The following is a 23,868-nucleotide window of genomic DNA, read 5'->3' as shown; positions in this document are numbered from 1 at the left end:
AAGAGCGCAGACCGTAAAAAACTTGCTCTTGAAGCCATAAAAAAGCTTCAAAAAGATGAGGGATAGAGGCAAAAAAAACTCAATAGAATCAAGATTCACCTATTCCCCCATATTAGATATAACTATTTTATTTTACTTGCTTTTTATTTGCCTGTATTGTCCAAAATAGATCGCGCAAGCGAACTGAAGGGGCGCATAGGCGCCTGAAAGCGTAAAAAAAGAAATCAACCCGAACATCCGGTTGCATAATCGGGTGACCAAACCTTGGCCAGGGTTTGTTTTTGCAATAATGCGTTACCACCGCCTCAAGATTCCCAGCTTCAATCTCATGGAGGACACTAAAAAGTCGCACGATAGCATATTTTTAGGCTCCCATATGCGCGTGGCCAGTAGCACACCCTCCCCCCAATTAGTGCAGAAATGACGTCGCTCTTGGTACTGGACGCGTTACGCCGGTGCTAACCTTCTCTATTTTTTGCAGAACAGAAAGCGCGTATCAGGCTCTCTAGCCATACTTAGAGTACGCAAAGTTATTCATCACTCTACAACACTTTAAGCGCGCAATTTTATGTTTTGTATTAAAGGATTTTTGCTTTCAAAATATACGAACAATATCACACAAAGTAGAATAAACAAGCTGCCCCCAACATTAAACCAAACCTTCTCTGTAACCATCACTGTTGCACCGAAACAGTTAGCAATAGCGTGGACAAAAAAAGGCGCACACGCATAAAATTTAGAGCGCGTAACAACACCACGATACGCCAAGCATGTATTGAAAATATGCATGAGTATAACGCTCATTAAAGCACACAAAAAAATACTCGCTTGCGTCCAGGAATAAAAAATTACATATTCACCGGCTAATAAACTAGATCGAATAGGCCAGCCATTATAAACAAGGAAAGGTCCTAGCGCCTTATAAACTAATTCGCATAAACCCCAGCCTATGCCAATATTCAGCGGCAAACGCCACAAAAAACTAGGCGAGCACCGATAAAACTTAGTAACTAACCAACGACGCATAGCTTCTTCTGCTACAACAAAAAAAACCGAAAATGTTAAAAATAAAAAAACAAGCGCCAGCCCCTGCTCTGCACGACTCTTGGTTTCAACAATATTCATCATATAAAGCGTTTTTATTACAGATTGCTCCCAAAAAGCAATAAGCCCGCCAGCAATGCAGCTAGCAACAAACCATCCCACAGCACCAGCGACAACCAATTTGAACTTCAGAAAATGATGAAACACACATAGAAGAAAAACAACGCCAAGCACTTGCAGTAAACGTAAGGCATCAAGTTTATGTTCTGTTTCCGAGTAACGCCATACTAACAGAACAATCACCCCAAAAACTATGCCGCTCAACAGCACATTTATCTAACTAAACGTAGAGCGAAAAAAATTATAAATGACAGCGCCATAAATAAGGCCTGCGAGAAGCGAAGTAATAAATAAAACCAACATTATTATGCCCCCTCATTTACTACAACGTAACTGCTATTTTTCTTCATGGATAATCTGTCTTGCACAAAATCATAAATTTGCCGCATAAGAGCAAACATAAGAATAGTAGCGATTGTATAATGCCCAATTGCAAGAAGTTCTGGCTCAGCGGCCCGCCATGAAAAGCGCGCCCAAGCCGCCAAGCATTGTAAAAGCAGGATAAGAACAAAAAAACGCCATTTCTTGTCAAGGCAAACCACAAGCATTAAGAAAGTTGATAAAAGAATCAGACCTATAATAAACGCATAATATATTACCGTCTCAAGTAAAGAAAGTAAGGCATCCCTATCAAGACTAAAGGCCCCTTTTAGGATCATCACAGTTTCTGGTAGAGATGTAAGCAGTGCAATCCCTATAGCAGCCCCCCAAATCCCCATTCCCACGCCCAGTCCTGCCTCTACACCATTGCCATTATCTTCTGCCACCCAATGAGAGAGCAAAAAAACTGCATAATCGCCATGCCTATAGGGAATAGACCAACAGCAAAAACAATATTAGGCGTACTATAAGCAGAAAAATCTAAAATCAAACTGCCTATCATACGCATAAAGCCGTATAGAAAAAAAATCAAAAGCACATAACAACCAGCGCTTGACCCAATAATCGCCTTCGTACCTTTAAACGTTTTAACCAAAGAGAATAACCAGCGGTACCCCAATATAAGCGAAAGCGCCAAAACATAATAAGGAAAATAACTCGTAGCGCCATAAACATAAAGAAAAACAAGACACAAAACAACGAGCAAGAAAACCAAATGTTCAACCAATGTTTTTTTCTTCATCAAAGGAAAAATAATCAGCACCAGACAAAAAACGGCGCCGATAACAGATAATGTCAATTTGTCAAGCATTATTGCAAACCTCAAAAATAGAATTTATTAATATTGCATAGCCTGAAGAAATGTCAAACATAAACAAAAGACCAACCGCAAAATGAATTACAAAAGGCAGATAGAAATAGACCTTGCGCTTATCTTGGAAACCAAGATACATAAAACGCGTATTTACAACATGCATCAATACAATCATGCCCGCGGCAATAAGATAGCTGATCGCTTGTGGACAAGATTCAAATGCGACATAGCCCACCATTTGTGGCGCCCTATCAACACGGTAATTCAAGTAAAGAAAAAGAGCTGGGAGGGTCTTATAGCATAAGTCTAGAACACCCCCACAGCCCAGCCCGAAATAAAGGACCTCACGCGCAGCTAATTCTGGCTTATATACGCGAAGCAACCACAAACGCAAAAGCTCCGCAGTTAAAACTGATATCAAAAGGATAAAAAAGGGATAGTTTGCAGCAACCAAACTCATGTAATGCACCACCTGCTGCTGGCTATTATTAGCAGCAGACAAAGCAGGCAATGGCAACAAAGAGCTCAAATATACAAAACCTGCCCCAATACACAAGGTAGCAACTGCACCACAGAACCCAAGAACTAAATATTTATATAAGTAGTGCTCGTGCAGAATTAAAAGAATGCCAAGATAACATACCAAAAGCAAAGATAAGTCTGGAAGCCCACTTTCACTATGTGGATAAGCGAAGATGATAGCGCAGAAAAGGCCAGCTAGCCCCCCCCAAAAAAAATGACGTGCTCGCCCAACAAGCCATTGTTTTTAAGGAGACGAGGGCTGGAACTTATCCCAAAACTAAGCAGCATTCCAAAAATTAAGTCAGACATATAATTTCCTTAAAGCGCCTTGCCCTCCCAAGCATACCAAGATATTATTGCGGGAGAAAAACTCCCTGCTAAGAGGCTGATAGTGTACCCCTTAGCAAGGCCTTTACCTTGTTAAAAAGCCAGGTCAAGCAACAATTTCACCACTTAGAGCGAGCACAATCCTAACCAGCTTTAGCAATACCCGCGGCTGCGCCACGGGACCCTGCCTACTATTGCTCTAGAAACTGCCCCTCCTGGGGTGGCTGCTCTAGGCTTTAGGATAACCCAAAGAACTATAGCCTCCTGTCTTCTCACTCAGTTTTCTTTTTAAACGGGTTAATCACGCTAAGCTTCACATTCTTTGATTTAATGTAACGCGCGTACACATAAACAACATACAGCAAACAAATCCACCTTATAACCATTCTATAGTCATCATCTGTATGAACAAACGCTACATAATAAGAAACAAAGAGGCTAAAAAACAGCTCTGCAAGAACATCAAGGACCAACCAATAATATTTCTTTGTAGTAACAAAGAGAACCATCAAAAATGTCAAAAAAACTTGGCCCGTTAGAATAGCAAAACCAAACACTGCATAATCAAACATTTTTTTCACTGCCTCCCTGTTTGCAAAACCTATCTGTTGATAGATTTCTCGAAGGTCTGATAATAGATTTTTCCTTCAAAGCTTTAGCAATTAGGACATAGCGAGCCCCCCCTATCATCAACGGAATAATGAAAAGCAGATAAATATAGCTCGAAAGCTGCAGATCAAAAAAATCTAACAGAAGGTCATCACTCATACCAATAAAACCAGCTGCGATGAAAAAAATGGGGCAACTTGCGATAATGGCCAAACTAAAGCATTTTATATTGTTTACTATATTGGGTATAAATTCAATGCAAAAAGAAAGAAAGAACATAATTATAGCAACATGAGGAGATGTTATCGGCACACCGCCTATATCCTCAAAGACATATATGAGGGGAGGAATAACCAATGCCGCCACTATGAATGCAACCATGCTCCCTTTGTATAACATGCTTTTTCCATTAATAGCAATAGTTTTGAAGAATAGATACATGCCAAACCACAGACAAAAATAAGCGAGCACTAAACCAAACGCGCCCATAGCTCCTCCTGTGCAATATTCCAAACATAAAGGTGGCACCTTTTACAACACCACCGTTCTAGGCTTTAGAATAACCCAAAGAACTACATCAAAAGTGCATCAACATCCCACCACCTGAATTAGCAAAAGATTGACCCAAAAACTGTGTGCCACACTGGGCAGCAGCCACACCATAACCAGCATAACCGCCTATGGTGTCTCCGAATTCATTGCCTACAATTTGCCCAAAGCCTGCTGAGGTCATGGTAGTAACAGGATCACGCGATGCCGCTGCTCCTATGAAAAAACCACCCGCAAAGCCAACCTTACCACCATACTTGCTACCAAACGCAGTACCAGAGTTATATTTGCTACTAAAATTATCGGCACTGCAATAATCGTGCGAACGATTTGAACTTCCTATTTATTTTCTCCAATTTAGTGCATAAATAAATCCCCCAAGGTTACTTATGTCCCCGCGCCAGAATGGCTTACCATAATCAACCACCGAAACACCCCCTAGAGATATGAATGCACTTTCATGCAAGTTCGCATTTATAATATATAGTTGACAAAATCAAGGATATTATGTCAAAAATATGGCATATTTTAGTAAATTTATGCTTACTTATTTTATGTGTTTAAACTTAATAGTTTATATTATGAGCAATAATAATGAAAGTTAAATAAGATTCTCTTAGTTTACAAAATATACTAAAAGTATGTAAATATACTGATAGAGATATTTATTGTTGCAATTGCAATCAGAATTATAGATTTAGTTAACCCGTTTATATTTCAAGCGATTATTGATCGTATCATTCCGTTTTGGACAAAATTTGAGAAAAATCATCCGCGCAAGGTCTCTGCTCCGTGACAGCTCACACGCAAAAAAGCCCGCCAAGCACGGCTTTTAACCGCCTCACAAAACGCCAAAAATAAGAATTAGAAAAGTTGTAACAAGACAAATGGTACGGTTGGTGGGATTTGAACCTACGACCTCTGGTGCCACAAACCAGCGCTCTAACCAACTGAGCTACAACCGCATAAAAAGCAAATGTATCATAACTGTTCACGATTTCGTAAACATTTATTCTCCGCTTATGTGACATAAGGAAGATCAACAAAGTTTGCAAGCCCCTTTAAAAAAATCTCGCAATTTTTTGTGAAGAAAAAAGCGTTTTTTTACAAAGAACATTTTGCCCAATGCTCAAGACTATGATCACGATAGTCTTTTATGTTATCAACACCGTCTTGTTGCATCATCTGCAAAATCTCTTGCAGAATAGTTATAGCAAGATTTGGACCTTCATAAACCATCCCACTATATAATTGAATTAAATCTGCACCAGCTTTTACTTTTTCCAAAGCGGTTTGTGCATCCTTTACACCGCCAACACCAATAATTGCAATGTCCTTCCCTAATTTTTTACGCATTTTTGCAAGCACAATAGTAGAACGCTCAAAAAGTGGACGTCCAGAAAGCCCCCCCTCTTCATTACTGAGGTGACTATTGCTAAGACCTTGGCGTGCAAGAGTTGTATTAGAAACAATCAGTCCATTAAAATCAGAAAGTTTTATTTCTTCAGCAACATCATCTAATTCTTTCTCTGATAAATCGGGTGCAATTTTTAAAAAAATGGGAATGGAGAATCCATGCTTGTTCTCTTGCTCATTTCGCGCTTGCGAAACTGCACTCAACAAAAGATGCAAACTGTCACGGGCCTGTAAATCACGTAAACCTGGTGTATTGGGAGAAGAAATATTAACCGTAAAATAATCAGCAACATCATAAAAATGAGCAATACCAACAGTATAATCATCAATCTTATCGACCGTATCCTTATTGGCTCCAATGTTGACTCCTACAACACCCGTTTTTTTACACGCACGCAATCTGTTGTAAACAACTTGATGTCCGTCATTATTAAAGCCCATTCTATTAATAATCGCTTCATCTTCTTTTAAACGAAAAAGCCGTGGTTTAGGATTTCCAATCTGAGGCTTTGGTGTCACTGTCCCAATTTCAGTAAAACCAAATCCTAAACGAAAAATACCATCTACAACCTCTGCATTTTTATCAAACCCCGCTGCGAGACCAATAAAATTTTCAAAAGCAAGCCCAGCAACAGTTACACACAAACGTTTATCGATAACCTTTTGACAGCCATTTAATCCACTTTTCAGCCCGAGAATCGCTAAACTGTGTGCTTGCTCTGGATCCAACATAAATAAGGCAGAACGGCCAATACAACGAAAAAAACTCATCAATTCTTCTCCACAACATAAAAATGATCTATCGCACCTCACCTCTATCTTTTAACACAAAAGATCACCAATCAAAGAGAGCATATTATCCAAATAATATTCCCCTTCTAGAAGAAAATTCATTACACAATAGCCATACATGTTTATTTGATGTATACTGTGTAAAAAATTTTTATTCTTAAAAAACGTTTCTCTTTTTCGACATTTTTTAAAGATTAAAATGTGAATCCTAATCTTATAGAATGCAGCATGAATTGAAACATCAATGGCTCTTCACCATAACCATGTTTTTGTGACATCTCATGCAGGAAAGCTCATAATTCTCTTAAAAATGCACGCAAATTATCCCTATTCCCACAGTTCCTTTGTGTGATATTGTTGCCAATAGAAACAGAGCTTGCTCTATAAAGCTATTTTTCCTAGCATTTATAGAATACATAGTTCATAAAATTATCTAAATTCATACTATTGTTGCGCTATTTATTAGCAACAGGGTATTCAATCATTTGTACTCTATTGATAAAATTTTAAAGAAACTGCATTGTTTGCTTTGCCATTTCTGATGCGCTAAATACAATTTTGCATCTATAAGTGCTCTGTCTAACATATATTTTAAGTAATGACAGTTGATCATTGAACTCCCACCTATCATACCAACGATTTCCAAACCAAAATGATCTTGCAAACCCTAGAGCTCTGCTATTTATAAACTAATACAATCTTCCAGTAGATGAAACGTGTTTCTTCCATCAGAATTATCGCCATTTTAGCTCATGCACCCCAGTAAAAATAGCTTTTAGATAAGCCATAATGCCCTCCTAATTGCCATTATCGCTTACTAAATTATAAGTTTTCTCCTGCCTCATCTATCCATTTCTTCCATCAATACTGAAATATATTTTTTTATTTAAAAATTATCTTTTTATAACAATATGTTATACAAATATATGCACTTCATCTGAGAAGTGTCCTGATAGCTCAACTTTCAACGCTGCTCATTTTGTGGTATTCTGTGAAAATCTTTTTTTTAATGTTATCATAAAAATCTTGAGGCAATTATATAAATTAAGTTACGGTTTTCTACTTTCTGTTGAAAAAAGCAGATATAGTTTTTATCAAAAAAGCTTTTCTCTCAGAAAGGTTCTATGTACATTCAAATAGAGCCCTAATGCTCGTTATTAAACCTTATAAAGTTCTTTGAAAATAACATTAATATTGTAATATAATCCTAAAAATAAAATCTGCCCTTTCCTTTTTCATCAAAAGCGGTAAGTAAATTACCGTATATCGCTTACATAAAGGGGAAAACGCAATGCTTAAAGAATTCAAAGAATTTGCCCTAAAAGGTAATATGATTGATCTTGCTATCGGTGTGATTATAGGAGGTGCTTTTGGTAGCTTGGTTAACTCAATTGTCAATGATATTTTTATGCCAATCATTGGGCTGATTACAGGTGGAATTGATTTTTCTAATATGTTTATTCAACTTGCTGGCGAAAAACAAGCAACATTGAGTGCCGCCAAAGCAACTGGAGCAACCATTAGCTATGGACACTTTATTACTTTACTTATCAATTTTCTCATTATCGCTTGGGTTCTTTTTTTATTCGTTAAAGCTATGAATAAAATCCGTAGAAAAGAAGAAGAAAGCCCCAAAAAAACGTCTTCAGAAGAACAACTTTTAATAGAAATTAGAGATCTTTTGGCTAAGAAAAAATAATTTTATGCAAGATTTACATCATGGAACACGAGGAAAAAACATTTCCACAGTTGTTCCATGATTGGGTTTTGAGAACAATAAAAATTGTCCCCCTCTTTCTTCCACCATTGCTTTACACATTGGGAGGCCTAAACCTGTTCCTATAAAAGCGCTATCACCAGATCGGCCATCTTTGCGCTCTACTTGACCATAAGGCTGCAGTGCCTTTATAATCTCTTCTTCGTTCATCCCTATACCATTATCACTCACTGAAATTTTTACACGATCTTTTCTATAAGAAACGTGAACAATAATCTGTCCACCAAAAGGTGTAAAACGAATAGCATTGGAAAGAAGATTCCATATAATCTGGCGAAACACTTGTTGTGATACAGGAATAAATGGAACATGAGGTGGAGCAACAATGCGCATGATAATGCCGTTCTGATTAGCTTGAGTTTCAAGAAAAGCTATCGTCGCACGTAAACAAGATATCACATCAAATGTTTCAGAAATAAGGGAAGAATCAATCTGGTTATTGAAACCAGAATAATTTATCTTCGAGCACTCTAGTAATTGATTAATCAGCAATAATATATGTTTTCCAGAGGAAATAATATCGCGTAAATATCCATGATAGCGCTCATTTTCTATCGAACCAAAACGGCCTTCTCTCATAATTTCTGCAAAACCAATAAGAGCATTCAAAGGTGTTCGTATATCATGAACAACCCCAACAATTTTATCCTCTTCTGCTTTTTTTCCTCCTGATGGAACTGTTTGTGTCCTATCACGCAACATAACAGCATAATTGCCTTGCTGTGCCAAAAATACAATCGTTATCAAAACGGTTATATTTTTATGATTTTTCGTCATTAAATCAGCTGTTTCTCTGCGATTTAAAACCTGATTTTTCCCCTCCACACGGATTGATTTAAAATATTTTTCAACCAAAAGTCGGCTTTGCAAAGTAAATAATGAAAAGAGCGGCTGTCCTCGTAGTTCATTTATTTCATAACCCATTAATGCTAAGGCTGCCCTACTTGCTGATTGAATAAAGCCCTCTTCATCCAACCATAAAACACCATCTGTTGCTGTATCCAACAATGATAAAACTGCTGCGGGCTCTTTTACGAGAGCTTGTTCTATAGCATTTACCGGCAATGTTTGTGTATATGGTAACTGAATAGCTGTTTCTTCAACTAATTTTTTTTCTTTTACCGATGAATTCAATTCATCACGTAATTTCTCTGCAATTTCATGAAAAGCTGAACGTTCTATCTCCGTAAGACATGGCATTTCTGTTTCCAGCTTTTCATCTATTTTTTCTTGGACTTTTTTTCGTATTTTTAAAACACCAAAGCCACGAAACCCCTTAAGCTGCTTTTTAACATCAAAAATTGGCAAAGCCGACAACTCAACATCAAGCCATTGTAAGCAACCATCAACAGGCCATTGAACAATCTCTTTACTCCAAGGCATAGCAGCTTCAATAAAATGACTGAGAACCAGATATCGATCATCATGAAATTGATGAGCAAGCTCCTGAAAACTACATCCTAAAATAGAGGAAGAGAGAGGACCAACAACTTCAGCTAGCTCTTTTGAAACTTCACAAAACAAACCATTATGATCGATTTCCCACGTAAAAGGCCGTGGCAAAAGCTCTGGTGTAAAACGAAAAGCTTCTTGCTGACATTTTAATTCATTTGTATTTAACTTTAACTCATCTGCTTTTAATGGCATAACTAAAACTAAAAAGTGTTGGATTTACTCTCAAATGAATAATGCTAATTTGTTTACAATTATCTGTTCTGGTTTAAATAACTTAATATCTCATATCAATTGTCTGTAGCAAAATTTTGACTGTTTCATCAACAAAACAAGAATAAAAAGAAGCTTCCAGCTCCTGTTGCTTATTCACCCATTATTGTAATAAATCTTGTTACAATAATAGTAACATCTCCCTCGCATAAATAGTACTCAAAAAGAATACACTTATTTTACGCATTCATGGGCCTGCTTTAAAAAGATATCTCCCAAGGTCCTCAAGCTTATTTTACAACGATATCCGTAAATGGTGTAATGTAAAGGTCCCCATAGCGGATATCAAGGCATTGTACATTACATCTTTATGCTTATAAAAGAGCTTGCTAGTACTATCATTATACTAATTTCAACCCCTAATGTTGCCAATAGTTTTTGACATTTGAAGGCGTTCATAAGCAGCATTTTTATTTTTTAAACTTTTTTACCCCTACATTATTATGATACGCAAGAAAATAGTTTTAATTGTTTCAACAGAAACAGATTTTAAATGAAAAAATCTTACGATATTTAAAACTTCTCTTCAATCTTTATAATGATCAATTATTATTATAAATCAATATATTGTATTATAAAAATAAAAAAATCTATTTCAAATAAAGCCTCTCGTAAGAACATCTTTCTTGCGCCAATAATATCAAATGATACCAGATTTAGCATAGTGCTTCAAAGCAACTAATACAACAAAACTTGCATATTGGATACTCTTCTTATAATACTCTCCATAATCCACAAAAGACCTTTCTTTCATCAGAACCGCTATAGAAGAGAAAACAAAAAATATACCACTGCATTATTTAACCAAAGAATTTTTCCGCAATCAGAAAAGAGAACAAAGGTCACCTGTCCTCATATAAAGATTTGTTTAATTTCTTTACATGCCAGATCATCTAGAAATGTTAGAAATATCTTTCCTTTTTGTATCAGCAGTCAAAAGATCACTTTTGTTTTATTACTCTTCATTCAATTTTTTAATATTATTATAAATACATGGTCACATCTGCTTTAAAAAATAAAACAAGCATTCGCTATTTAAATAATGTCTGTCAAACATTTTAAAAATCGCACATTTTAATGTGCTTTTTTATTTCCCTGCATTGAGTAAAATTTCACGTTTTCCCACATGATTAGCGGCTCCAACAATGCCGTTTTCTTCCATCCTCTCAACAAGAGAAGCTGCTTTATTATAGCCGATTGAAAGTCGGCGTTGAATATAAGATGTTGAACATTTTTTATCACGCATAACAATCTTTACAGCTTGATTATAAAGTTCCTCTCCCTCTTCATCAAAATTTTCTTCCTCAGAAACTTCAACCGTTGAATCGGCAGAAGCATCCTCTTTGTTATCGTCTTCATTATCCGTGACGGTTGCTAAATAATCAGGTTTTCCTTGCAGTTTAAGATGTGCAACAATGGATTCAACTTCTTCATCAGAGACAAAAGGTCCATGAACGCGTACAATACGCCCCCCACCTGCCATATGAAGCATATCCCCCTGACCTAAAAGCGTTTCAGCACCTTGTTCACCCAAGATCGTGCGACTATCAATTTTTGATGTTACTTGAAAAGAAATGCGGGTAGGAAAGTTCGCTTTAATTGTCCCTGTGATAACATCAACAGAAGGGCGCTGCGTTGCCATAATAAGATGAATACCTGCTGCACGCGCCATTTGTGCTAAGCGCTGAATGGCATTTTCTATTTCTTTCCCTGCCACCATCATGAGATCAGCCATCTCATCAACAATCACAACAATATAAGGAAGCTGCGTAAGATCCATGGCTTCTTCATGATAAAGCATTTCCCCTGTTTCCTTATCAAAACCCGACTGTACAGTACACATGATCGTTTCACCTTTTTGAGCCGCAAGTGCAACACGTGCATTAAAACCATCAATATTACGTACACCTAACTTAGCCATTTTGCGATAACGCTCTTCCATTTCACGAACCGCCCATTTTAAAGCTGTTACCGCTTTTTTAGGATCTGTTACAACAGGTGTTAAAAGATGTGGAATGCCATCATAAACAGAGAGCTCTAGCATTTTAGGATCAACCATGATCAAACGACACTGTTTTGGTGTCATACGATAAAGAATCGACAAAATCATTGTATTAATTGCTACAGACTTACCTGATCCTGTTGTTCCTGCAACCAATAAATGAGGCATTTTTGCTAATTCTACAATGACCGGCTCACCACTAATCCCTTTCCCCAAAGCAAGAGCAAGTTTAAATTCACTTTCACGAAAAGAACGTGTTTGAATTAATTCCCGTAGATAAACGGTTTCACGAACCGCGTTGGGTAATTCAATCCCAATAACATTCCGTCCAGGAATGACAGCAACGCGTGTAGAAATAGCAGACATAGAACGCGCAATATCATCAGAAAGATTAATAACGCGCGATGATTTTACACCCGCAGCAGGCTCAAATTCATACATTGTAACCACTGGCCCTGGATGTACATGGATAACTTCACCCTTAATGCCAAAATCTTCCAAAACACTTTCCAAAAACCCAGCACCGCGTTCCAATGTTTCCTGAGGAATCATCGTACCTTCATGAAAAACAGGTTCCTGTAATAAATTGATCGGAGGAAACTCATAAGCATCACTGTCAATAGATTGAATATTTTGCATAAAAGCAGAATCATAATTGCTTAATGGCACGCGGGCAGATTGCAATATTTTCGTTTTACCGTTTGTTTGCATCACAGACAAATCTTTTAAATTTGGTGTGACATTCTTTGTTATGCAGTCGACAATATTATTATTGGTTTTTTTCGTCTCTATATTAGACTCAGCGTCGCTTAGTGCCACAGTATCGTTTAACGCCCTTGCATTACTTAACGTATGAGCGGAATCTTCAACAGAAAGCTTAGAATGACATTCTTTAGTAATATCATTATTCGTATGCATTAAATCAGAAATTTGCTCAACGCCTCGCATCCTTTCCGCTGGAGATTCTGATGTAATTGAATCATAGAGTTGCGGAAAGCGGTATTCGAGAACACGGTAAAGAGCAGTTATTGACTCATCAAAGATAGAAGGAATATCGGATGTAATTTCATTTGTCGTGTCAATCGATGTTTGATCCTCTTTTGAAGTTTGAGTATCCATATGTTCAAATATCAAAGATACGCATTCAAAAAATGCATCATCGGAAAGATGCCAAGCAGGATTCATTTTTTGTAGCATATTTTCTACTGGTAATTTATGCTCTTGTTTACCCTCCTCAAGTGGGATATTTTCTGATGGTATACGAGTAACTTGTCGTGACAACTGCTTCAAAACTGTTGAATGACAAACCGACGTTTTATTTTCTATTGATTGAGGATTAATGACTTTTTTTGTCGATGAAACGCTTGTTGTTTTCTTGTTACAACGTGCAATATCTGTATCTGTAATTTTTTTTTGATCTTGCTTCGTAAAAATTTTAAACTGCTTTGCAAAAACTGGATCTGTTTCTATACGACGACGCAAAATCTCAACTTCTGGGGTTCGCGTGAAACGGACATTTTTTCCGAGGGTAAATGCCTTTTTCCATACTTCCGGATAAGGAAATATCTCCGTAATCTTAACAGATAAATCTTCTCTTGATGCACCTTTCGTACCATCATCAGAAAAAGAAGGCGTAGAAATAGATTTTGTTTTCGAATTATGCATGGCACCCAACAAATTTATAGCAATGAGAAAAATAACCTTTTCAAAAAGAATTCGTAGAAACTATCATACGAAGGTTAATAACCTTTTGCTGATGGTCACTTTTTAATGAAAAAAATAATGCCATAATGCATATTCATAATCCCCCTTCTGCATATTTACGATATAAATATTTACGATATAAATTGTCTCGTTTATGATGTCATAGAGTTCGTATTTCATTTGTTTTGAAGAAAACTTCAGGAAAATTGTCTATAGCCCTCTTTCTCTCCTATTTCATAAAAGCAATTAGTCCCAATAATACAAATGGGTATATAAGCATTGCTCTATTGAATTCTCCATGCTCAATTATCATGATACAATCTAATTTCTCGCGTTTTTATGAGATTACCCTTGTTATCCTCGTTTAAAACGGCTTAGACTAAGATAATCATAATTAAATAAACACAAATAGAAAAAAGGGAGTGAATTATGTTTAATAAACGGAAATTTTATATCAATGGTCTATGGGATGACCCAAGAACTCCTCACGATTTTGACGTCATTAATCCATCAACAGAAGAGGCTTGTGCTGTCATTAGCCTTGGAAGTACAGAGGATGCCGATAAAGCAATTAACGCAGCCAAAGAAGCGTTTCAAAAATGGAAAACAACGTCACCAAGTGAGCGTCTTAGGTTCGTTGAAAAAATTCTAAATATCTATGAAAAACGTTCTAAAGACATGGCAAAAACCATTTCAATGGAAATGGGAGCACCGATTGATATGGCTCTTAATGCGCAAACTGCAACTGGCAGTTCCCACATTCGCAATTTTATCGAAGCTTATAAAGAGTTTTCGTTCCAAGAAACTTTAATAAAGGGAAATGAGCAAGCAATTCTTCACTACGACCCTATCGGCGTCGTAGGATTAATTACACCATGGAATTGGCCCATGAATCAAGTAACTCTTAAAGTTATCCCTGCTCTCTTGGCTGGCTGTACCATGGTATTAAAGCCCTCTGAAATTGCGCCTCTTTCTGCTATGCTTTTTGCTGAATTTTTAGATGAAGCCGCGCTCCCTGCAGGTGTTTTTAATTTAATCAATGGTGATGGTGCAACTGTCGGCTCTTACCTCTCAGCACATCCAGATCTAGAAATGATTAGCTTTACTGGTTCAACTAGAGCAGGAAAAGATATTTCTAAAAATGCTAGCGCTACTTTAAAAAGAGTCTGTCTGGAACTTGGGGGAAAAGGAGCGAATATTATCTTTGCTGATGCCGACTCAGATGCTATTCAACGTGGTGCGCGACATTGCTTTTATAATAGTGGACAAAGCTGTAATGCACCGACTCGTATGCTTGTGGAACAAAGCATCTATGACAAAGCCATAAAAATAGCTAAAGATATTGCAGAAACAACAAAAGTAGGACCAAATTTCCAAGAAGGAAATCATATTGGTCCCGTCGTTTCAAAAAAACAATATGACAAAATTCAAGATCTTATCCAATCAGGAATTGATGATGGTGCAACTCTTGTTGCAGGCGGAACTGGTTTACCAAGAGGAATTGAACGCGGTTATTATGTCCGTCCAACAGTCTTTGCTGATGTAAAACCTCATATGCGTATTTTCAAAGAAGAAATCTTTGGTCCAGTTCTCTCGATTCTTGCTTTTAATACAGAAGAAGAAGCTGTCGCTTTAACGAATAACACTGAGTATGGTCTTACAAACTATATTCAATCACAAGATCGCAACAAATGTCGTCGTATTGCGGCACAAGTACGCTCTGGTATGGTAGAAGTTAACGGACATGGATTACCTAGTGGAAGCTATTTTGGGGGTGTAAAATTTTCTGGACGCGCCCGTGAAGGGGGACAGTGGGGAATTAAAGAATTTCTCGATAGTAAAGCAATTTCGTACTGGTAAAATCTTATTAAAAACTTAATAGGAATCGTATGGTAATACAGAAAATAACGGATGAAGGTGCTCTTGGGCAACGTCTTGATCAGTGGCTCGCAAAACAATATCATAATGTGTTATCACGTTCGCGTTTGCAAACCCTCATCCATGAAGGCTACCTTAAAATTGATGGTCAATTCATAAAGGAACCAAAAACAAAATTAAGACCTAAGCAAATAATTGAATTGGCAATGCCTGACCTTCGTGATGCAGAACCTAGTGCTGAAGCTATTGCATTGGACATCCTTTTTGAAGATGATCATATCATTGTTATTAACAAACCAGCAGGTCTTGTTGTTCATCCTGGCAATGGAAATTGGACCGGTACGTTGGTTAATGCCCTTATCTATCACTGCGGTAATAGTTTATCTGGTATAGGTGGTGTTAAACGCCCTGGCATTGTCCATCGTCTTGACAAAAATACAAGCGGTGTTATGGTTGTTGCAAAAAATGATCGAGCTCATAAAAGTCTCAGTGCTCAATTTTCTGATCATGGACGTACCTGTGCATTAGACCGACGCTATCGTGCCTTGATTTGGGGGACACCTCACCGCAATGTTTGGACAATTGATGCATCACTTGGCCGTTCGCCCCATAACCGAACAAAGCAAGCTGTTATCCATAACCAAAACCCTTATGCTCGTCATGCTGTTACACATTTTTCTTTGCTAGAAAAATATGGCTCTCATGCAGACTCAACATCTTTTGCTAGCCTTCTGGAATGTCGCTTGGAAACTGGACGCACCCATCAAATCCGCGTTCATATGGCTCATATTGGGCATCCACTCATAGGCGATACAGTTTATGGCAACGCTTTTAAAACAAAATCAAACGCATTCAACCCCACTATTAGAAATGCAATCGATCAATTCAACAGACAGGCACTTCATGCCGCAAGTCTCACTTTTGAACACCCTTCTACCGGTAAAGTTATGTCGTTTTCCACACCACTACCTCAAGATATGGCTAAACTTATTAAGCATTTTAAAAAAATGAATTGAAACTTTTCTCCTTCTCAAGATTTCACAATAAAATATCTTTTTTTGAACAAAATTGAAAAATATGCTAAAGTAAATGCACGCAGGTATTACTATCTGAAACATCGAATTTGCCTTATCAGGGAATTCAGACAAAAGGAGGGTGCTATTATGGCCCATATGAATTTGTTATCAGTAACCACAGGCGATGGTGGATTAAACCGTTATTTGGAAGAGGTGCGTCGTTTTCCAATGCTTGATCCAAAAGAAGAATATATGTTAGCTCAACGTTATCGTGAGCATAATGATTTAAAAGCAGCGCATAGGCTGGTAACCAGTCATTTGCGTCTTGTAGCTAAAATCGCGATGGGATATCGCGGCTATGGACTTCCCATTGGGGAAGTCATTTCAGAAGGCAATGTTGGACTCATGCAAGCTGTTAAGCGTTTTGAGCCAGAACGTGGTTTTCGTCTTGCAACCTATGCAATATGGTGGATTAAAGCGTCAATCCAAGAATATGTATTGCGCTCTTGGAGTTTGGTGAAAATGGGGACAACAGCTAATCAAAAGCGTTTGTTTTTCAACCTTCGTAAGTTAAAAAGTAAACTTCAAGCACTTGATAGTGGCGATCTCAATGCAGAACAAGTGAAAAAAATTGCAATTCAGTTGAATGTCACAGAAGATGAAGTTGTATCAATGAATCGTAGGCTTGGTGGCGATACTTCACTCAACGCACCAATTCGAACAAAAGAAGGGGAAAACAGTGAGTTGCAAGATTGGTTGGTGGATGAATCTAACGATCAAGAACAAATTTTAATTGAAAAAAGTGAATTAGAAAATCGCCGTTCCATGCTCATAAATGCCATGGACAATCTCAATGAACGCGAAAAGCGTATATTTAAAGCGCGTCGTTTAAACGATGTACCACTAACCCTAGAAGAACTCTCTGTTGAATTTAATATTAGTCGAGAACGAGTAAGACAAATTGAAATGCGTGCATTTGAAAAAGTGCAAAACTCTATCAAAGATTCTACTTTATCTCAAAGTCAAGTATAAAACCTAGAGTTAAGTATAAAGCCAATGGTTTGCTCATTCTTTAAATGTGAAAATGAAAAAAAGCATGCCTTGGCTTTATACTTGTAAATTAGCCTATCGAATTCTTTAAGTTATTGATATGTAAAGCTTTATTGAATGTATGTGGTATATAACTGATAAAGACGGTCGTGGAAAATTCTTCACAGCCGTTTATTTTTTTGCATCTATGTTTTATTTTTTTGACCAAGAACTGTTAACTTATCTTGTTGTGCAAGCCATTGTCCAATAACTTCATTAAAAATAGACTTACCTGTTGGTCCTTTTGCAAAGGTTAGTTCACTTATACGCCCGTTTTTATCCGTTAACACCAAACGCATCCAATCTAATTCTCGCATCAATTGCAAATTTCGATCAAGAAATGGATGATTACCACTCAATGCGACAAGAAAAAAGTCATCGTTAATCTTTGCAGCAATGGTTCTTGTTAAAGCCTGTCCAATGGATTGTTCACTTGCTTTAAAGGTTAATGCTTGAACATTGCTTATAGCTTTACCTGAAAATTTATCAGAAAGAATAAAAACAAGGTCCATAATATATGCAGCAGGAAATGACTGATCGGTATTACGACGTAAAATTAACCGTAATGATACCCCTTCATCAGGAATTGTTATATCACCTTGTATAGTTGTTTCTTCTGGAGCCCCCTTCACTTGAGACTCTTTTATAAGCGTCCAGCGAGCACTTCCCGTTGCTATCTTTTCTGCATCATAATTTGTACGTGCTTGATAGAAAACAGCTTCACCTGATTTTTCAAGCGATTGCAATTTGCTATCAACAACTGTTGAGAGTACTTCTTCATCCGAAGAATCTATCGCTTGTTTTAAACCAACATCAATTTCACTTCCATCCTCTAATAAGCGTTGTGTTAACTTTCTCTTAATTGGAAATGCCTTTGGTACTCTGTGAGAAGCTTGAAGATTTTCTTCTAAAAACTGATGATCATTTGATACAAATACACGCTCACCAACAAAAAAAATACCAACAATTAAAACAACAAAACTAACAACAGAAACAGCACTTATTACAATACGCCTTTGCACTAACGATTTATTAGCACGACGTAAAGCCTGAGAAAAAATGTGCGAAACAATATGCGGATTATCTTCCTGCGAAGGAGAAATCTTTAACACACTGCTATTAACATGCTGAGAAGGCACATCAGCCTCCATATTAACAGGCTCTGCATCTGGTATATCTAATACACAAAGCTCATCAAATACCTTGTTATCCTTTGAACGCGTAACAAAATCCTGTTTTCTTTTTATATTTACCTCTGAAAATTCATTATTCTTTGGTAATATAGTTTTTTTTGTATATTTCTTATCTTCATTTATATTTGTGGGATTCCACCCAATAACTGAAGAAAGCCGTTTCTTTTCAACTGCTAAATATTCCCCTTCAACAGTTGCAATAGAACTTTGAAGAATCTTTCTCTGTTCATCCGCTATTGCTTGTGGTATTTTTGCTGTTAAAAATTGATGTTCTAGTGTTTCGGTAGCACGCTTATAAATCCGCTTACGCACTTGTGGTGTAATATTATTTTGTGCATTAATTGTCTTTTTTAAGATTCCAACGAAATCTACCATTTCCTCTATAATCTCTCTTAAACTAAGCAAAGAAACCCTAGCACTCAGGCTAAAACAGCTTTATTTTAGGCTCATAAGTTTATTGTCATTTATATTGGTACAACTATTGTCATAGTGTAAAATGAATATGAAAAATAAACAATGTCATTTTACACCTTTCTTTCACGCACTCTTAAAAACTCTTTTTGTTAAAAGATATAGAAGTGAACAAAAGATCTATATGGAAACCTAAAAATAATAATCAATTTGCAAAAGGATCTGTAATAAGAATAGTATCTTCACGTTCTGGACTCGTAGATAATAAAGCCACTTTTGTGTTAATCAGTTCTTCAATATAGCGTATATATTTAACAGCCTGCATTGGTAAATCTTCCCACCTCAATGCATGGGCTGTTTTTTCCTTCCAACCTTCTAATGTTTCATAAACAGGCTTCACACGGGCTTGGGCTCCCATGGAAGAAGGTAAATAATCAATCCTTCTACCATCAAGCTCGTAACCAATACAAACTTTTATTTCATCCAAACCATCCAAAACATCAAGTTTTGTCAATGCTATACCTTGAACACCGCAAACTACTACCATCTGACGGACTAAGACAGCATCAAACCAACCACATCGACGCTTTCGACCCGTTACAACACCAAATTCATGCCCACGCACTCCCAGAAATTCACCAATATCATTTATCTGCTCTGTCGGGAACGGCCCTTCTCCAACGCGTGTAGTATAAGCTTTTGCAATACCCAAAACATAATGAATTGCATCAGGTCCCATCCCCGAACCTGTACATGCTTGCCCAGCAACTGTATTAGATGACGTTACATAAGGATAAGTTCCAAAATCATTATCTAATAAAGCACCTTGCGCACCTTCAAAAAGAATGTGTTTCCCTCCTCGATAACCTTCATCTAAAAGACGCCACGTACAATCCATAAAGGGCAAAATTTTATCCGCAACTTGCATCAATTCATCATAAAGTGCTCGAGAATCAATCTCTGCAACACCCATCCCACGACGCAAAGCATTATGATGCCTCAAAAGCCGCTCAATCTTAGCCATAAGTGTATCTTTTTCTGCTAAATCCATCACTCGGATAGCACGACGTCCCACCTTATCTTCATAAGCCGGTCCAATACCACGCTTTGTTGTACCAATTTTTAAACCAGATAAACCGCTTTCTCGAATTGCATCAAGATCACGATGCAAAGAAAGAATCAAAGGAGCATTTTCAGCAATACGCAAAATTTCTGGTGTGATTTTTACACCCTGATCACATAGTTTTTTTACTTCTGCAACAAAATGATGAGGGTCAACAACAACACCATTGCCTATAATTGATAACTTGCCACGCACTAAACCAGACGGTAAAAGTGATAATTTATAACTAGCTCCATCAATAACCAATGTGTGGCCAGCATTATGCCCCCCCTGATATCTCACCACGATATCTGCTCTCTCAGACAACCAATCTACAATTTTACCTTTGCCTTCATCACCCCATTGTGTACCGACAACAACTACATTGGCCATAACTTTCTCCGTCGTGTTTGGTCAAAAAACCAGCATTCAAAAACAAATACTTCTTTATAACGAAACCTTAGAGCAAGTGCGACTCCTCATTTCAGATTTTTCTCAATCTTCAAGTGATTAAATTTTCAAATTTATGATAATAAAGATAAGCAAATACCAAAATATTTTAAATCTGTTATTTTTGCTACAACAAAGTAAAAAAAATAGAGATTTTAATTTGTGCGTATCCAACACCTGACAGAGCATTCATTCTCTCTCTTAATCTTTTACAATTCATGTAATATTTAGAGGCTGTCTGTCTGATACAAGAATACGAAAGATCATCATAATCTCTCGTATCCTTTTTTGTTTAAAAACACATTGTGAAAATCACCAGTAATTATTTAAAGCTGTGCTTTTTCAACTTGGAACGCCCACTCAAGCCATTGTGTTAAAATTTCAAGATCGGAAGCCTCAATTGTTATACCCGCCCAAATTCGAAGCCCAGGAGGAGCATCGCGATACGAACCGATATCATAAGCAACACCTTCCTCATCAAGACGTTTCACAACCGCTTTTATAAAAGATACTCGCTTTTCCGTATCCAAAGCAGTAATCACTGGATCCACAATATCTAAACAAATAGCGGTGTTAGAACGCACTTCAGGATCTTTTGCCAAATATTCTAACCATGGCGTTTTGCGAACAAAAGCATCAAGTACAGAAAAGTTTTTCTCCACCCGTGCTCTTAATGCCGCTGAACCTCCTAGAGATTTTGCCCACTTCAACCCATCAAGAAAATCCTCAACACAAAGCATAGAAGGTGTATTGATTATCTTTCCTTTAAAAATATCTTCGTTCAATTTTCCATTTTTTGTCATATAGAAAAGTTGAGGCATAGGCCAAGCTGGAACATAATTCTCAAGCCTCTCAACAGCACGAGGACTTAAAATCACCATACCATGCGCAGCCTCACCTCCCAAAACTTTCTGCCATGAAAAAGTAACAACATCTAATTTTGAAAAATCAAGATATTGCGCAAAAGCTGCAGATGTTGCATCACAAATGGTCAATCCAGCCCGCTTATGGGGAATGAAATCTGCATTAGGAATACGCACACCAGAAGTTGTCCCATTCCATGTAAAAACAACATCACGATCAAAGTCAAGTTGTGTTAAATCTGGTATTTCACCATAAGGAGCTTCAAAACGACGTACATCAGAAAGCTTTAATTGCTCGACAACATCTTTATTCCACCCAAATCCAAAACTTTCCCACGCCGCCATATCAATGCCACGCTCACCTAATAGAGACCATAGAGCAGCCTCAACAGCACCGGTATCTGAACCTGGCATAATTCCTACACGATGATCAGAAGGAACCTCAAGAATCTCACGGGTTAAATTAATAACTTCAGCAAGTTTTAATTCTGCTTCTCTAGATCTATGCGAACGCCCAACTAATGCATTTTTAAGAACATCAAGAGTCCAACCAGGCCGTTTGCTACAAGGACCTGAAGAAAAATTAGTATTATTGGGACGACTGCTTGGTTTTTGTAACATTATCATTATTTCTCCCCTTTTAGATGTTTTTCTTTCTTTATAAAGAAAAACAAATTATTATAAATACTAATCAATAATCTTTTTAGAAAAAAGTCAAAAATATTTTCTATTATTTCGTATGCTTAAAATTCACGGAAACTTTATAAAAAAATCTTTCTTAATCATGCTTCTCGATTGATTCTTTTATTTTTTTGTATCATCACCATGATAAGACAGCATTCTACTAACAATACACTAACGCGTCCAATATGCCTATCAAATTTATTTTATGATAAAGATTCATTGATAACTCTCTAGAATAAGGAGATAAACTTATTAAAAAATCAATTATTTTTCTTTTGATGACTGGACAGAGAAAATTTTAATGTTATAACCGCAAACGCTTTATATTTTTTATGAAGCATGCCCAGATAGCTCAGTTGGTAGAGCAGCGGACTGAAAATCCGCGTGTCCGTGGTTCGAATCCGCGTCTGGGCACCACTTTTTGTGTTTAACATATTGAAATATATAGCTTTTTTCTTTAAATAGCCATTTTCAGACCACCTTTTAGACCACCTTCTACAGTTTATATAATTTTACCTAATTTGTTCTTATTTGCTCCTTATTTTTCTTTGGAGTGAAGGCTAAGATCTCTTTTTTTCTCCATCTCACTGCTCTCCCTAGCTTATATGGCTCCGGAAACACCCCCTGAAGCACCCAATTGCGAATCGTTGTTGTGGATACACTAAAAAGCTGTGCACACTCACGTGTCGTTACATATCTATCTCCATCATCAAATATCATCTCATTACCTTTCTCTTTTTTATGTTAATTAAATGGGTGGGGGTGCTTAAGCAAGAGGAGAAGGAGAGAGCACCCCCATAGGTTTAAGCAGCTTTTGCCAAAATCTTTTGCATCTCTTGTTCTATTTCCCCTAAAAAGATTTCGACCGCTTTATTAATCTCTTCAATGTGTTTCTCATCACGGAGGACGCGTTTGATTTTCATTCTCAAACCAGTAGATTTGCCTACAAAGTTTGGATTATAGCTAATGAAATCACACCATTTGCGTCCTGTGCATGCCATTTGGAATTGCATTTGTGCGTGATATTCTGGTTTGATTTCGTCATACATAAAAAAACGAAGATGAGTTGTTGATTGTGGACATTTGACTTCGATTAAACCGTCCTCTCCAATGAACCCATCAGGACTTGCACCCACCATTTTCATTTTTGGGTGTGGGATAAACCCGCATCTTGTGACTTCTGCGTCATAAATGAATTCATATTCTCTCAAGGCATTCTCTTCATGTTCAATGCCCCATTGCATAGCAGGTGTTGTATAAGATTGGCTTATTCCCTCTATTAAGCGTTCTATCATGAGTTTCGTTTTGTAGTCTTCATATTTGCTTGTAGGCAAACCTTTTGCTGTCTTACTGAGTACGTTGTAAACGTTTGAAGCAGTGACTTTACCCAAGCGCGCTTG

At 37.2% G+C, this 23,868-nt stretch carries 18 protein-coding genes and 2 tRNA genes; 5 read left to right on the top strand and 15 right to left on the bottom strand.

Annotated elements, in window-relative coordinates:
• Positions 1-552 precede the first annotated feature (552 nt).
• The 8 genes from ACFIJP_RS07535 to ACFIJP_RS07500 all read right to left on the bottom strand — a co-directional run bounded on the left by ACFIJP_RS07535 (position 553) and on the right by ACFIJP_RS07500 (position 6,553).
• Complete coding sequence (locus ACFIJP_RS07535) at positions 553-1,368, bottom strand: hypothetical protein (RefSeq protein WP_375626702.1); 816 nt, start codon at positions 1,366-1,368, stop codon at positions 553-555.
• Between the two features lie 101 nt (positions 1,369-1,469).
• Positions 1,470-1,931 (bottom strand): hypothetical protein, encoded by a 462-nt coding sequence (locus ACFIJP_RS07530; RefSeq protein ID WP_375626700.1) that lies wholly within the window; start codon positions 1,929-1,931, stop codon positions 1,470-1,472.
• Positions 1,904-2,356: a hypothetical protein gene (locus ACFIJP_RS07525; protein ID WP_375626699.1), complete on the bottom strand. Its 453-nt coding sequence runs from the start codon at positions 2,354-2,356 to the stop codon at positions 1,904-1,906. Before ACFIJP_RS07525 ends, ACFIJP_RS07530 begins: the two co-directional genes overlap by 28 nt.
• Complete coding sequence (locus ACFIJP_RS07520) at positions 2,349-2,888, bottom strand: hypothetical protein (RefSeq protein WP_375626697.1); 540 nt, start codon at positions 2,886-2,888, stop codon at positions 2,349-2,351. The genes ACFIJP_RS07525 and ACFIJP_RS07520 overlap by 8 nt, the downstream gene beginning before the upstream one ends.
• An 884-nt stretch (positions 2,889-3,772) precedes the next feature.
• On the bottom strand, positions 3,773-4,198 hold the full coding sequence (locus ACFIJP_RS07515) for a hypothetical protein (RefSeq protein ID WP_375626695.1): 426 nt from the start codon (positions 4,196-4,198) through the stop codon (positions 3,773-3,775).
• 196 nt (positions 4,199-4,394) lie between these two features.
• Complete coding sequence (locus ACFIJP_RS07510; protein ID WP_375626694.1) at positions 4,395-4,550, bottom strand: hypothetical protein; 156 nt, start codon at positions 4,548-4,550, stop codon at positions 4,395-4,397.
• A 704-nt stretch (positions 4,551-5,254) separates the two neighbouring features.
• Positions 5,255-5,331 (bottom strand) — tRNA-His (locus ACFIJP_RS07505).
• A 139-nt stretch (positions 5,332-5,470) separates the two neighbouring features.
• On the bottom strand, positions 5,471-6,553 hold the full coding sequence (locus tag ACFIJP_RS07500; protein WP_375626692.1) for a quinone-dependent dihydroorotate dehydrogenase: 1,083 nt from the start codon (positions 6,551-6,553) through the stop codon (positions 5,471-5,473).
• Between the two features lie 1,312 nt (positions 6,554-7,865).
• On the opposite strand from ACFIJP_RS07500, the gene mscL reads away from it, so the two are divergent.
• The gene (mscL, locus tag ACFIJP_RS07495; protein ID WP_375626690.1) at positions 7,866-8,273 is read left to right on the top strand and encodes a large conductance mechanosensitive channel protein MscL; all 408 of its coding nucleotides are present in this window, start codon (positions 7,866-7,868) and stop codon (positions 8,271-8,273) included.
• Positions 8,274-8,291: 18 nt separating this feature from the next.
• On the opposite strand, the gene ACFIJP_RS07490 is transcribed toward mscL, so the two are convergent.
• Positions 8,292-9,998, bottom strand: a complete 1,707-nt coding sequence (locus ACFIJP_RS07490; RefSeq protein ID WP_375626688.1) for an ATP-binding protein — start codon at positions 9,996-9,998, stop codon at positions 8,292-8,294.
• Between the two features lie 1,165 nt (positions 9,999-11,163).
• Positions 11,164-13,743, bottom strand: a complete 2,580-nt coding sequence (locus ACFIJP_RS07485; protein ID WP_375626686.1) for a DNA translocase FtsK — start codon at positions 13,741-13,743, stop codon at positions 11,164-11,166.
• 468 nt (positions 13,744-14,211) lie between these two features.
• Between ACFIJP_RS07485 and ACFIJP_RS07480 the strand changes: the two genes are divergently transcribed.
• The 3 genes from ACFIJP_RS07480 to rpoH all read left to right on the top strand — a co-directional run bounded on the left by ACFIJP_RS07480 (position 14,212) and on the right by rpoH (position 17,708).
• Complete coding sequence (locus tag ACFIJP_RS07480; RefSeq protein WP_375626684.1) at positions 14,212-15,642, top strand: aldehyde dehydrogenase family protein; 1,431 nt, start codon at positions 14,212-14,214, stop codon at positions 15,640-15,642.
• Between the two features lie 29 nt (positions 15,643-15,671).
• A complete protein-coding gene (locus ACFIJP_RS07475) occupies positions 15,672-16,676 on the top strand; it encodes an RluA family pseudouridine synthase (protein ID WP_375626682.1) in 1,005 nt (334 codons plus the stop codon).
• Between the two features lie 147 nt (positions 16,677-16,823).
• Positions 16,824-17,708 carry an RNA polymerase sigma factor RpoH gene (rpoH, locus tag ACFIJP_RS07470; RefSeq protein ID WP_375626680.1) on the top strand — a complete coding sequence of 295 codons (885 nt, stop codon included), beginning with the start codon at positions 16,824-16,826 and terminating at the stop codon, positions 17,706-17,708.
• A 203-nt stretch (positions 17,709-17,911) separates the two neighbouring features.
• Here the strand turns inward: rpoH and ACFIJP_RS07465 are convergent, their stop codons facing one another.
• The 3 genes from ACFIJP_RS07465 to ACFIJP_RS07455 all read right to left on the bottom strand — a co-directional run bounded on the left by ACFIJP_RS07465 (position 17,912) and on the right by ACFIJP_RS07455 (position 22,411).
• A complete protein-coding gene (locus ACFIJP_RS07465) occupies positions 17,912-19,333 on the bottom strand; it encodes a hypothetical protein (protein ID WP_375626678.1) in 1,422 nt (473 codons plus the stop codon).
• 241 nt (positions 19,334-19,574) lie between these two features.
• Positions 19,575-20,864, bottom strand: coding sequence for an adenylosuccinate synthase (locus ACFIJP_RS07460; RefSeq protein ID WP_375626676.1), 1,290 nt, complete (start codon positions 20,862-20,864; stop codon positions 19,575-19,577).
• A gap of 383 nt (positions 20,865-21,247) precedes the next feature.
• Positions 21,248-22,411: a phosphoserine transaminase gene (locus ACFIJP_RS07455; RefSeq protein WP_375626674.1), complete on the bottom strand. Its 1,164-nt coding sequence runs from the start codon at positions 22,409-22,411 to the stop codon at positions 21,248-21,250.
• Positions 22,412-22,809: 398 nt separating this feature from the next.
• Between ACFIJP_RS07455 and ACFIJP_RS07450 the strand changes: the two genes are divergently transcribed.
• Positions 22,810-22,885: transfer RNA gene (locus ACFIJP_RS07450), tRNA-Phe, on the top strand.
• Between the two features lie 99 nt (positions 22,886-22,984).
• On the opposite strand, the gene ACFIJP_RS07445 is transcribed toward ACFIJP_RS07450, so the two are convergent.
• Both ACFIJP_RS07445 and ACFIJP_RS07440 read right to left on the bottom strand, forming a co-directional pair.
• Complete coding sequence (locus tag ACFIJP_RS07445) at positions 22,985-23,188, bottom strand: AlpA family transcriptional regulator (RefSeq protein ID WP_015856272.1); 204 nt, start codon at positions 23,186-23,188, stop codon at positions 22,985-22,987.
• An 83-nt stretch (positions 23,189-23,271) separates the two neighbouring features.
• Positions 23,272-23,868 (bottom strand): lambda exonuclease family protein (locus tag ACFIJP_RS07440; protein WP_375626672.1); only part of this gene is annotated, 597 nt, incomplete at its 5' end.

This window comes from Bartonella sp. MU37NMGALS (genome assembly GCF_042194015.1).
GTDB classification, from domain to species: Bacteria; Pseudomonadota; Alphaproteobacteria; order Rhizobiales; family Rhizobiaceae; genus Bartonella; species Bartonella grahamii.
This window is presented reverse-complemented; position numbering and strand designations above follow the sequence as displayed.

Bases quoted from the DNA above. Each gene is read 5' to 3' on its own strand.
- ACFIJP_RS07480 (WP_375626684.1), top strand. From the start codon at position 14,212: ATGTTTAATAAACGGAAATTTTATATCAATGGTCTATGGGATGACCCA.
- ACFIJP_RS07460 (WP_375626676.1), bottom strand. From the start codon at position 20,864: ATGGCCAATGTAGTTGTTGTCGGTACACAATGGGGTGATGAAGGCAAA.
- ACFIJP_RS07525 (WP_375626699.1), bottom strand. From the start codon at position 2,356: ATGCTTGACAAATTGACATTATCTGTTATCGGCGCCGTTTTTTGTCTG.
- rpoH (WP_375626680.1), top strand. From the start codon at position 16,824: ATGGCCCATATGAATTTGTTATCAGTAACCACAGGCGATGGTGGATTA.
- ACFIJP_RS07465 (WP_375626678.1), bottom strand. From the start codon at position 19,333: ATGGTAGATTTCGTTGGAATCTTAAAAAAGACAATTAATGCACAAAAT.
- ACFIJP_RS07510 (WP_375626694.1), bottom strand. From the start codon at position 4,550: ATGACCTCAGCAGGCTTTGGGCAAATTGTAGGCAATGAATTCGGAGAC.
- ACFIJP_RS07475 (WP_375626682.1), top strand. From the start codon at position 15,672: ATGGTAATACAGAAAATAACGGATGAAGGTGCTCTTGGGCAACGTCTT.
- ACFIJP_RS07485 (WP_375626686.1), bottom strand. From the start codon at position 13,743: ATGCATAATTCGAAAACAAAATCTATTTCTACGCCTTCTTTTTCTGAT.
- ACFIJP_RS07455 (WP_375626674.1), bottom strand. From the start codon at position 22,411: ATGATAATGTTACAAAAACCAAGCAGTCGTCCCAATAATACTAATTTT.
- ACFIJP_RS07515 (WP_375626695.1), bottom strand. From the start codon at position 4,198: ATGGTTGCATTCATAGTGGCGGCATTGGTTATTCCTCCCCTCATATAT.
- ACFIJP_RS07500 (WP_375626692.1), bottom strand. From the start codon at position 6,553: ATGAGTTTTTTTCGTTGTATTGGCCGTTCTGCCTTATTTATGTTGGAT.
- ACFIJP_RS07490 (WP_375626688.1), bottom strand. From the start codon at position 9,998: ATGCCATTAAAAGCAGATGAGTTAAAGTTAAATACAAATGAATTAAAA.
- mscL (WP_375626690.1), top strand. From the start codon at position 7,866: ATGCTTAAAGAATTCAAAGAATTTGCCCTAAAAGGTAATATGATTGAT.
- ACFIJP_RS07445 (WP_015856272.1), bottom strand. From the start codon at position 23,188: ATGATATTTGATGATGGAGATAGATATGTAACGACACGTGAGTGTGCA.